This window comes from Microbacterium sp. UBA3486 (assembly GCF_002377845.1).
In the GTDB taxonomy this organism is placed as follows: Bacteria; Actinomycetota; Actinomycetes; order Actinomycetales; family Microbacteriaceae; genus Microbacterium; species Microbacterium maritypicum_A.
In genome coordinates this window covers 1-10,017 of record NZ_DFQP01000033.1, presented here as the reverse complement: position 1 = coordinate 10,017, position 10,017 = coordinate 1, and the positions used below count along the sequence as shown (strand labels likewise).

General features: G+C 68.2%; 7 protein-coding genes and 1 pseudogene. 1 reads left to right on the top strand and 7 read right to left on the bottom strand.

Annotated elements, in window-relative coordinates:
- Positions 1–55: 55 nt before the first annotated feature.
- Positions 56–2,275, bottom strand: a complete 2,220-nt coding sequence (locus tag B2869_RS03970; RefSeq protein WP_292763049.1) for an NADP-dependent isocitrate dehydrogenase — start codon at positions 2,273–2,275, stop codon at positions 56–58.
- 175 nt (positions 2,276–2,450) lie between these two features.
- Here B2869_RS03970 and B2869_RS03965 point away from each other — a divergent pair, with 175 nt between their 5' ends.
- Complete coding sequence (locus B2869_RS03965; RefSeq protein WP_021198850.1) at positions 2,451–2,909, top strand: GNAT family N-acetyltransferase; 459 nt, start codon at positions 2,451–2,453, stop codon at positions 2,907–2,909.
- A 123-nt stretch (positions 2,910–3,032) separates the two neighbouring features.
- Here B2869_RS03965 and B2869_RS03960 read toward each other — a convergent pair whose 3' ends face one another.
- The 6 genes and pseudogenes from B2869_RS03960 to B2869_RS03935 all read right to left on the bottom strand — a co-directional run.
- The gene (locus tag B2869_RS03960; RefSeq protein WP_292763046.1) at positions 3,033–3,854 is read right to left on the bottom strand and encodes a hypothetical protein; all 822 of its coding nucleotides are present in this window, start codon (positions 3,852–3,854) and stop codon (positions 3,033–3,035) included.
- Between the two features lie 130 nt (positions 3,855–3,984).
- Entirely contained in the window at positions 3,985–5,799 is a 1,815-nt protein-coding gene (locus B2869_RS03955) for an ABC transporter ATP-binding protein (RefSeq protein WP_292763043.1), read from the bottom strand.
- Entirely contained in the window at positions 5,796–7,727 is a 1,932-nt protein-coding gene (locus B2869_RS03950) for an ABC transporter ATP-binding protein (RefSeq protein ID WP_031206834.1), read from the bottom strand. Before B2869_RS03950 ends, B2869_RS03955 begins: the two co-directional genes overlap by 4 nt.
- A gap of 312 nt (positions 7,728–8,039) precedes the next feature.
- Entirely contained in the window at positions 8,040–9,089 is a 1,050-nt protein-coding gene (locus tag B2869_RS03945; RefSeq protein ID WP_292763035.1) for a dipeptidase, read from the bottom strand.
- A gap of 79 nt (positions 9,090–9,168) precedes the next feature.
- Positions 9,169–9,666 carry a methylated-DNA--[protein]-cysteine S-methyltransferase gene (locus B2869_RS03940; RefSeq protein ID WP_029266939.1) on the bottom strand — a complete coding sequence of 166 codons (498 nt, stop codon included), beginning with the start codon at positions 9,664–9,666 and terminating at the stop codon, positions 9,169–9,171.
- Positions 9,663–10,017, bottom strand: a pseudogene (locus tag B2869_RS03935) (DNA-3-methyladenine glycosylase); the annotation flags it as partial. The gene B2869_RS03940 and the pseudogene B2869_RS03935, both read right to left, overlap by 4 nt.

Genomic DNA, 10,017 nt, shown 5'->3' with positions numbered 1-10,017 from the left:
AAGGGGGCGGACGCCGCAGCGTCCGCCCCCTTCTGTCGACTTATGCGTCGACTACTCAGCGCAGTGCGTCGACGATACCGTTCAGCGTCGTGGACGGACGCATGACCGCTTCGACCAACGCGTCGTCCGGACGGTAGTAGCCGCCGATCTCGACGGGCGCGCCCTGCACGGCGTTGAGCTCGGAGACGATGGCCTCCTCGTTCTGCGCGAGCGTCGCGGCGATCGGTGCGAACGCCGCAGCGAGGTCGGCGTCCTTCGTCTGCTTCGCCAGCTCCTGAGCCCAGTACAGACTCAGGTAGAAGTGGCTGCCGCGGTTGTCGATCGTGCCCAGAGCACGACCGGGCGAGCGGTCCTCCTCGAGGAACGTCCCGGTCGCGGCGTCCAGCGTCTCGGCGAGCACTCGGGCCTTCTCGTTACCGGTGCGGTCGGCGAAGTGCTCGAGCGAGGCAGCCAGCGCGAAGAACTCACCGAGCGAGTCCCAACGCAGGTAGTTCTGCTCTACGAGCTGCTGCACGTGCTTGGGCGCCGAGCCCCCGGCACCGGTCTCGAACAGGCCGCCGCCGGCGAGCAGCGGCACGATCGAGAGCATCTTGGCGCTCGTGCCGACCTCGAGGATCGGGAACAGGTCGGTCAGGTAGTCGCGCAGCACGTTGCCGGTGACCGAGATCGTGTCGAGCCCGTGACGCATGCGAGCGAGCGTGTAACGCGTGGCCTCCTCCGGCGCGAGGATGGTGATCGTGAGGCCCTTGGTGTCGAGGGTCGCGAGACCCTGGTGCACCTTGGCGATGATCTGCGCATCGTGCGAACGGTTCGCGTCGAGCCAGAAGACGGCGGGGTCGCCGGTCGCACGGGCGCGGGTCACCGCGAGCTTGACCCAGTCCATCACCGGGATGTGCTTGGTCTGCGTCGCGCGCCAGATGTCGCCCTTGCCGACCGTGTGCTCGATGAGCACGGTGCCCTCGCTGTCGAGCACCTGGACGATGCCGTCTGCCGCGATCTCGAACGTCTTGTCGTGGCTGCCGTATTCCTCAGCCGCCTGCGCCATCAGCCCGACGTTGGGAACCGTGCCGATCGTGGCCGGGTCGAGCGGACCGTTCGCGATCACGTCGTCGATCACAGCCTGATAGACGCTCGCGTACGAGGAGTCGGGGATGACGGCGAGCGTGTCGGCCTCTTCGCCCTCCTTGCCCCAGAGCTTGCCGCCGTTGCGCACCAATGCCGGCATCGACGCGTCGACGATCACATCGCTCGGCACGTGCAGGTTCGTGATGCCCTTGTCGGAGTTCACGTACGACAGACGCGGGCCCTCGGCGATGGCCTTGTCGAAGGCCGCGGCGATCTCGGAACCGTCGGCCACGTTCGCGAGACCCGAGAGGATCGAGCCGAGCCCGTCGTTCGCGCTGAGGCCCGCAGCGGCCAGCTTGTCTCCGTACTGCGCGAACACGTCTGCGAAGAACGCCTTCACGACGTGACCGAAGATGATCGGGTCGCTGACCTTCATCATGGTCGCCTTGAGGTGCACCGAGTACAGCACGTCGTCGGCCTTGGCCTCCTCGAGCGTCTGGGCGAGGAACGCGTCGAGCTCCTTGGCGGAGAGGAACGTCGCGTCGATGATCTCGCGCGGGAGGACCTTGAGCCCCTCCTTCAGGACCGTGACCGTTCCGTCCTCCGCCGTGTGGCGGAAACTCAGCACGTCGTCGTGTGCGGCGACCCAGGAGCGCTCGTTGTGCTTGAAGTCGTCGTGACCGAGAGTCGCGACGCGCGTCTTGGAGCCCGCGGCGAAGGGCTTGTTGCGGTGCGGGTGCTTCCTCGCGTAGTTCTTCACTGCCAGTGGTGCGCGTCGGTCGCTGTTGCCCTCACGCAGCACCGGGTTCACGGCGGAGCCCTTGATGCGGTCGTAACGAGCGCGGACGTCCTTCTCCTCGAGCGAGGACGGCTCGTCCGGGAAGTCGGGGATGTCGTAGCCCTGCTTCTGAAGCTCGGCGATGGCCCCCTTCAGCTGCGGAATGGAAGCCGAGATGTTCGGCAGCTTGATGATGTTCGCCTCCGGGAGCGTGGCGAGACCGCCGAGCTCGGCGAGCGAATCGCCCACCTGCTGCTCCGGGGTGAGCTTCTGCGGGAAGGCGGCGAGGATGCGGCCTGCCAGCGAGATGTCGCGCGTCTCCACCTCGATACCGGCCTGGCCGGTGAATGCCTGGATGATCGGGAGGAACGAGGCGGTGGCGAGCGCCGGTGCCTCGTCTGTGTACGTGTAGATGATGGCGTCGTCGGTCACCGGGAGGTACTCCGTTCGCGGGGAAATTTGTCTCGATACCAAGATACCTGAGCCGGTCTGGCCCTGCGGCCTCGGCCCACGACCGGTGGCCACCCCATATCGACGAACGGCCAGAGCGCAGCGAAATGTTGTCCGGAAAGGTGTCGCGCCTGCCGGGAGGGGTTAGCCTGGGTCCATGTCCGAACTGCGCATGGTCGAACTCTCCGCTGCGACGATCGTCGCCGTGAACAACCTGTCGCTCAAGCCCGGGCAGGAGCAGTTCCTCGCTCCGGTCTCGTACGGGATCGCAGCGACCGTCATCAACCCGCAGACCTCCTGGCAGCGGGTGATCCTGGACCGCAACGAGGTCGTGGGCTTCGTCAGCGCCAACTTCGACGCGGAGGCACCGGAAGAGCACTTCCGTTCGGTGCTGTGGCGCATCAACGTCGATGCCGACGACCAGGGCCGCGGTGTCGGCCGGTACGCCGTCGAGGCGCTCGTCGATGAGGCCCGCGCGCGCGGCGTCGACCACGTCAACGTGATCTACGAGGCGGGCGAAGGCGGTCCGGAGACCTTCTTCCACCGCGTCGGCTTCACCCCTGTGGGCGAGACCGCCTACGGCGAGGTCATCGCCGAGATCCGGGTCACGACCTAGACCGGGCGGCGGGGTCTCGAATCCCCTCCCCCATCGAGACCTCGTCGCCCTTTCACGGGGTTCCGGGGGAGCGCTCTCACGACCTCCTCATGTGACGCGCTGTCGTGGCGTCCCCCTCGTGACTCAGGGGCGTTCGTCCGGCTTGCCACCGCCGGGCTTGCGCCGATTCGTCCACGACGAGAGGGCGGCCGCAGCCGCACCGGCCGCCCGGTCGAGGGCTTCCGCGGAACGGCTGAGCATGTCCTGCGCAGCGTCCTGCCACGCTGCCGTGGTCGGCGCCTCCCCCGCCTGCACCTTCGCGGCGTGCTCGGCCGCTTCGAACGCGCGCTCGAGCTCGGCGACGGCATCGCGATAGGCGGCGAACTCCGCCGGGGTGATGCGTCCGGCCGCCGCGCGGCGCATGTCCGTCGCGTGGCCGGCAGCACGGAAGTAGGCCGCCGTCTCGGGACTCTTGACGTCGGTCATCGCCGGATAGGAGATCTGCAGTGCCGGATCGGTCTCGTACCGCATCCACCGCGCCGTCACAGCATCGTGAGCGGCGTGCAGCCGCTCCAAGGGAGGGGGCTCCGATGCCGAGGGCACCGCGGCCCGCGCCGCGTTGAGACGCACCTGACGCGCGCGGACATCGGCCGAAGCGGCCTTCGCATCACGCTCCCGCTCCTTCAGCATCCGTCGCGCACCGGCAACCTGTTCGGCCGTCGCCCGCTGCGCCGCCCGCTCAGCGGTGACGCGAGCCAGGTCGGCGCGTGCGATCTTCCAGGCGGTGCGCCTCTCGGCCGCGGCCAGTTGCGCCTCCCTGAGATCATGACGCGCAGCATCGACTGCGAGGCGGCGTCCGCTCACCGTGCTGTTGCGACGACGCATTCCCATCACCCCCACCGTCCCCGCGGCGACCGCACTCGGCGCGATCCACCACCACTCGGCAACGAGCAGCAACGGGTCCATACCTCGATGCTACCCACGCACCGCGCTCGATGCGCGCCCCCGGACGTTCGCCCGAGGTCTCGACTGCTGCGGCTGTGATCGCCTCGCCGAGACGATGAGGCGGGCGTGGTCGCAGCAGTCGAGAGGGCGATCAGACGAGCGTCTCCTGCCATGCCGCGTGCAACTGTGCGAACTTGCCTGTTCCGCCGATGAGCGCGGCAGGGGTGTCGTCCTCGATGATGCGTCCGTGCTCCATCACGAGAACACGGTCGGCGATCGCGACCGTCGACAGGCGGTGCGCGATGATGATCGCCGTACGGTCTTTGAGAAGGGTCTGCAGGGCATCCTGGATCAGTCGCTCCGACGGGATGTCCAGCGACGCCGTGGCCTCGTCCAGGATCAGCACCGCCGGGTCGGCGAGGAAGGCCCGGGCGAACGAGATCAGCTGACGCTGACCGGCCGAGACCCGACCGCCGCGCTTGTTCACATCGGTGCCGTAGCCGTCGGGGAGCGACGAGATGAACCCGTCGGCGCCCACGGCCCGCGCCGCCGCCTTGATCTCGTCGAGCGTCGCCTCCGGCTTGCCGAGGGCGATGTTGTCGGCGACGGTCCCGCTGAACAGGTAGGCCTCCTGCGTGACCATGACGATCGCGCGGCGGAGGTCCTTCGGGTGCAGCGAGCGCAGGTCGACGCCGTCGAGGGTGACCCGCCCTTCGGAGGGGTCGTAGAACCGTGAGATGAGCTTGGCGAGTGTCGACTTGCCCGCGCCGGTCGTGCCCACCAGAGCGATCGTCTGCCCGGCCGGGATGTCGAGGGAGAAGTTCGGGAGGATCGTCTTCTCTCCGTTGTAGCCGAACGTCACCTCGTCGAACTCCACGTGCCCGCGGGCTTCCCAGAGGTCGATCGGCTTCTCGGGATCCGGAACCGTCGGCACCTCCTCGAGCACGCCCGACACCTTCTCCAGCGCGGCCGTGGCCGACTGGTAAGAGTTCAGGAACATCGCGATCTCCTGCATCGGGGCGAAGAAGTTGCGCACATACAGCACCGCCGACAGCAGCACGCCGACGGTCAGCGCCCCCTCGGAGACACGGATACCACCCCACAGCACGACGATTCCGAGCACGAGGGCCGCGACACCCATGAGCCCGGGCTCGAACGTGCCGAACAGCAGCATCGAGCGACGGTTGACGTCGCGATAGTCACCGGCGATCTCCTGGAACGCCTTGTCGTTGCGCGGCTCCTTGCGGAAAGCCTTCACGGCGCGGATGCCGGTCATCGTCTCGACGAACTGCACGATCACCTTCGCGCTGATCACCCGCGACTCGCGGTAGACCAACTGCGAGCGCGAGTAGAACCACTTCATCAGGAAGAACAGCGGCACGCCGCCGATCGCCAGGATGAGACCCGACTGCCAGTCCCAGAAGCACAGCGCGATGAAGGTGAAGAGCCCGAAGAGCACTCCGGAGACGAGCTCGTTCAGCCCCCCGTCGAGGAGCTCCTTGATCGAGTCGAGGTCACTCGTCTGGCGCGAGATGATGCGCCCGGACGTGTACGACTCGTGGAACTCCAGGCTCAGGCGCTGGGTGTGCAGGAAGATGCGTTTGCGCAGATCGAGCAGCACCGCCTGGGTGAGCTTGGCCGCGATGATCACGTACCACGCGATCAGCACGGCGGCGAGCGCACCCGCCAGCAGATAGATGCCGCCGATCATGAACGTCGGCATCCAGTCGGCCCGATCGATGGCCGCGGGCAGCGCGCGATCGAGGCCGATGCTGATGAGGATAGGGCCGGCGACCTGGAGGGCGGTCGACACGATCAGCACCGCGGCGGCGAGGACGATCCTCGGCTTCAACGGGCTGACCAGGGATCCGAGGAGTCGGAGGGATCGACGACGGATCTCCCGGCTCTCTTCGCGGGTGTACTCGGAACGATCCTCGTTCTGGGTTCCGGTGACGGCGGAGCTCATCGCTGCACCTCCTTCTCGGTGATCGGGTCTTCGTCGGCGGCCTGCATCCCGAGGCCCTCGCGGACCTCTTCGTCGATCTCGGCCTGCTCATCGCGGATCACGGGGATCGCGCCGGTGCGCGCCGCTTCCTCGGCCTCCAGGCTCGAGATGACGTGGCGGTAGTGCCGGCTCGACTTGAGCAGCTCGGAGTGCGTCCCCACCGCCGTCACACGACCCGCCTCGAGCAGGGCGACGCGGTCGGCGAGGGCGACGGTCGAGGGCCGGTGCGCCACGATCATGGCCGTGGTGTCGGCGAGCACGTGCCGCAGGGCCTCCTCCACGAGGGCCTCGGTGTCGACATCGAGAGCCGACAGCGGGTCGTCGAGCACGAGCACCTTCGGCTTCGCCGCGACCGCACGGGCGAGGGCGAGCCGCTGACGCTGGCCGCCGGAGAGGCTGAGCCCCTCTTCACCGATCACCGTCTCGACGCCGTCGGGCAGCGCGTCGACGAACGACGCCTGGGCGACGTCGAGGGCCTCGCGGAGCACCCGCTCGCCTTCGTCGCTGTGCACATCGAGTTCGGCACGTCCGAGCAGCACGTTCTCACGGACCGTCGCCGAGAACAGTGTCGCGTCCTCGAACGCCATGGCGATGTGCTGACGGAGCTCGGCGAGAGGGAGATCCCGCACATCGACACCGTCGAGCGTCACCTTGCCGCCCGTCACGTCGTACAGACGCGTGGGCAGCGTGGTGAGAGTGGTCTTGCCGCTGCCGGTCAGGCCCACCAGCGCCATGGTCTCACCCGGGCGCAGCACCAGGTCGATGCCGTCGAGCAGATCCCGCTCGTGGGCACCGGCGTCCTGATAGCGGAAGTGCGCGTTCTGGAACGCGAGCTCCCCGCGCGGGTTCTCGATGTGCACCGGGTTCTCCGGGTCGGTGATGGTGTTGGTCTCCGAGAAGATGTCGAACACGCGGTCGGTCGCCGTGCGCGCATCCAGCATGAACGAGAACAGGAAGCCGATCGACTCGATGGGCCACCGCAGCACGACCGCCATCGCGAAGAAGGCGAACAGCTGTGCCTCGTCGATCTGCCCCACGGAGATCAGCCAGATGCCGGACATCAGGCTGAGACCGAAGGCGATCTGCGGCATGAGGTCGAGCCAGAACCAGATCGACGCGATCGCGCCGGCCTTGCTCATCTCGGTCTCGCGCAGCGTCTCGGCCTGGCGGCTGAAGCGGCTGAGAGCGTGCTTGCCACGACCGAACGCCTTGAGCACGCGGATGCCGTGCACGCTCTCCTCGACGCTCGTGGCGAGGTCGCCGGCCTGATCCTGGCTGCGACGGGTAAGCGCGCCGTAGCGCTTCTCGAACAGGTAACCGCGGATCCACAGCGGGATCGCGGTCACCAGGAAGATCGTGCCCAGCAGCCAGTGCCAGCGGAACAGCAGCACGGAGCCGATGATGATCGTGAGGATGTTGACGACCAGCAGCACGAGCCCGAACGCGAGCCAGCGGCGGATGAGGCCGATGTCCTGCATCATGCGGCTGAGCAGCTGTCCGGAGCCCCACCGGTCGTGGAACGACACCGGAAGGGTCTGCAGGCGCGAGTAGAGCTCGGTGCGCATCTTGTACTCGACCTCGGTCGACGGGTTGAGCACGAACTGGCGTCGCAGCCACACCATCAGGGCCTCGCCGAGGGCGAGAGCGAAGACGGCGACGGCACCCCAGACGATGGCGCTGATCTCACCGGAGCGAACGGGTCCGCTGATGATCTGCTCGAGCACGATCGGGATCATCAGGGCGATGACGGCGGCGATGAGCGCGCTGGCGGCACCGCCGGCGAGCCGCCAGATGACGGGCTTCACGAAGGGCTTCAGGCGCCACAGTGCGGCCGGAGTGGAAAGGGTCGATGAAGGCGAGGGATTCTGCACGGAAGGCGAGGAAGACATGTCTCTCAGACGAGTTTCGTATGGAAAGCGGTTGCGGAAGGGGACGGATACGAGAGCGGACTCGTGGAGTCCGGCATCCGACGAAGAAGGGGCGGGGTGGCTCTAGGAGAGCGGACGCGCCGGGGTCGAGCCGAGAGCTGCGATCCGCGCGGTGGCGATCGTGGTCATGGTGTCCTCCTCAGGGGCTCGGCGATGTCGTCCGGTTGGCGCGACAGCCCACCAGCCTATTGCTGTGAACCAGCTGAAAGCAAGAGTCATTCCCGATCCGTCGACCGCGGCTCTCGATGACCGCGGAGGGGAGACGCCGGAGCCTCAGGCGAGGGCAGCGGCTCCGAGCCCGGATCGGAGGAAGCGCTGCAGGTTGCCACCGAGGACCGCGAGGATCTCCTCTTCCCGCCAGCCACGACGCATCAGCGCCTCGGTCACGAGCGGGAGACCTGCCGGGCCCTCGAGGCCCGGCAGGTACCGATCGGCCGGCACGCCTTCGATCGTCGTCTGCACGCAGCACGGTGCCGTGGTGTCTTCCAGCACTTCGCGGACGAAGTCCGGCCCCATCCCGACGTGTTCGATTCCGGCGACCGACACCACGCGTTCGAAGTGGTCGATCAGTGTGTCGATCGTGTACGCGCTCTCATGCAGGTACGGAGCGAAGAAGTTGACGCACACGACTCCCCCGCTCTCGGCGACCCCGGCGATCTGGGCATCGGTGAGGTTGCGGTGGTGGTCGAACAGCGCACGGGCCGAGGAATGCGTGGCCATGACCGGGCGCGTGGCGAGCTCGAGCACGTGATCGACCCCGCCCGCTCCGAGGTGGCTGATGTCGAAGATCATGCCGATGCGCTCCATCTCGTCGAGCGCTCGGACCCCGGTTCGCGTCAGCCTGCTGCCTGCGGCGTCTTCGCCGCTGCCGTCGGCGAACGCGCTGCGCCCGAAGTGCGCCACCGAGCCGATCCGCACCCCGAGCCGATGCACGGTCTCGAGGAGCTCGACGTCGTCGGCGATGCCGGGCATCCCCTCCAGGGCGAGCACCAGCGCGATGCGGCCCTCGCCGATCACCCGATCGATGTCGTCGCCATCCCCGCACAGACCGACGGTGTCTGCGTTGCCCTCCGCCAGCCGATGCGCGGCCTCGATCATGCGGAGGGTGCGACGCAGCGCCCCCTCCGGGCGATACACGTCATCGATGAACACGGGCAGCACCTGCAGCCCGACACCACCTTCGTGCAGCTGGGGAAGCCACTGGGCACGGAAGTAGTCCGACCACTCGTCCGCGGGGCGGCTCGCCACCGAGCAGAGCAGATCGTTGTGTGCGTCGGCGACGACGGCGCGGCGGTGGAGGGCGAGTGCATCGTTGGCGGTCACGGGACGAGCCTATGGCCGCGTCGGTCGGGATGCTTCGTCGACGGGCACCATGTCGACCGCCCGTCGTGGTGCCTGCGACTCAACCCGCGCGACTCTCGCGCGCGAGCAGGCTCTCCTTGACATCGATCCCCCAGGCGAATCCGCCGAGGGTGCCGTCGGTGCGCAACACCCTGTGGCACGGGACGAACAGCGCCGGCGCGTTGCGCGCGCAGATGGATGCCGCCGCGCGCACGGCGCGGGGATTGTCGAGCCGCGTCGCGAAACCGGTGTACGTCAGAGGCTCGCCCGGCTCGATCGACCGCAGCGCCGACCAGCCGGCGAGTTGGAGGGCTGTTCCGGTCTGCTTCACGGCGACATCGTCGATCGCGGAGAGGTCGCCGGCGTAGTACGCGAGCGCTGCCTCGGCGGCCTCGGTCTCACCGTCTCGGAGATCTTCCGGTCGGTGCGCCGCGGACAGCCTGCCGAGGATCGCCTCGACGTCTGAGGTCCAGCCGGACGACAGTACGCGCTGCCGGTCGTCGGCAAGGATCGTGAAGGCGCCGTCCGGCGTCTCGATGGTCTGGATGAGGGCGGTCATGGGGTCTCCTTCTTCGTCGTGTCTTCCGCGGGGGTGGGACGTGCCGCAGCCGAGGCGCGTCGAGGACACACGGGGCGCACAGGTGCTGCGCGCCACAGGTGCGCGCTGAGATAGCTGCGCCAGGGGGCGGTGCGCTCGGCCCAGACGGTGAGCGGGCGTGCGTCGCCCGGCAGTCCGGAGGCTGCAGCGCCGGCGCGCAGCGCGACGTCTCCCGGGAGCAGCACATCGGGATCGCCGAGCACACGCATGCGCACGTAGTCGGCTGTCCAGGGTCCGATTCCCGGCATCGCGAGCAGAGCAGCGCGCTGCTCGACGCCGTCGTCTCCGACCGTGAGCCGGAGGGAGCCGTCG

Bases quoted from the DNA above. Each gene is read 5' to 3' on its own strand.
- B2869_RS03965 (WP_021198850.1), top strand. From the start codon at position 2,451: ATGTCCGAACTGCGCATGGTCGAACTCTCCGCTGCGACGATCGTCGCC.
- B2869_RS03960 (WP_292763046.1), bottom strand. From the start codon at position 3,854: ATGGACCCGTTGCTGCTCGTTGCCGAGTGGTGGTGGATCGCGCCGAGT.
- B2869_RS03955 (WP_292763043.1), bottom strand. From the start codon at position 5,799: ATGAGCTCCGCCGTCACCGGAACCCAGAACGAGGATCGTTCCGAGTAC.
- B2869_RS03950 (WP_031206834.1), bottom strand. From the start codon at position 7,727: ATGTCTTCCTCGCCTTCCGTGCAGAATCCCTCGCCTTCATCGACCCTT.
- B2869_RS03940 (WP_029266939.1), bottom strand. From the start codon at position 9,666: ATGACCGCCCTCATCCAGACCATCGAGACGCCGGACGGCGCCTTCACG.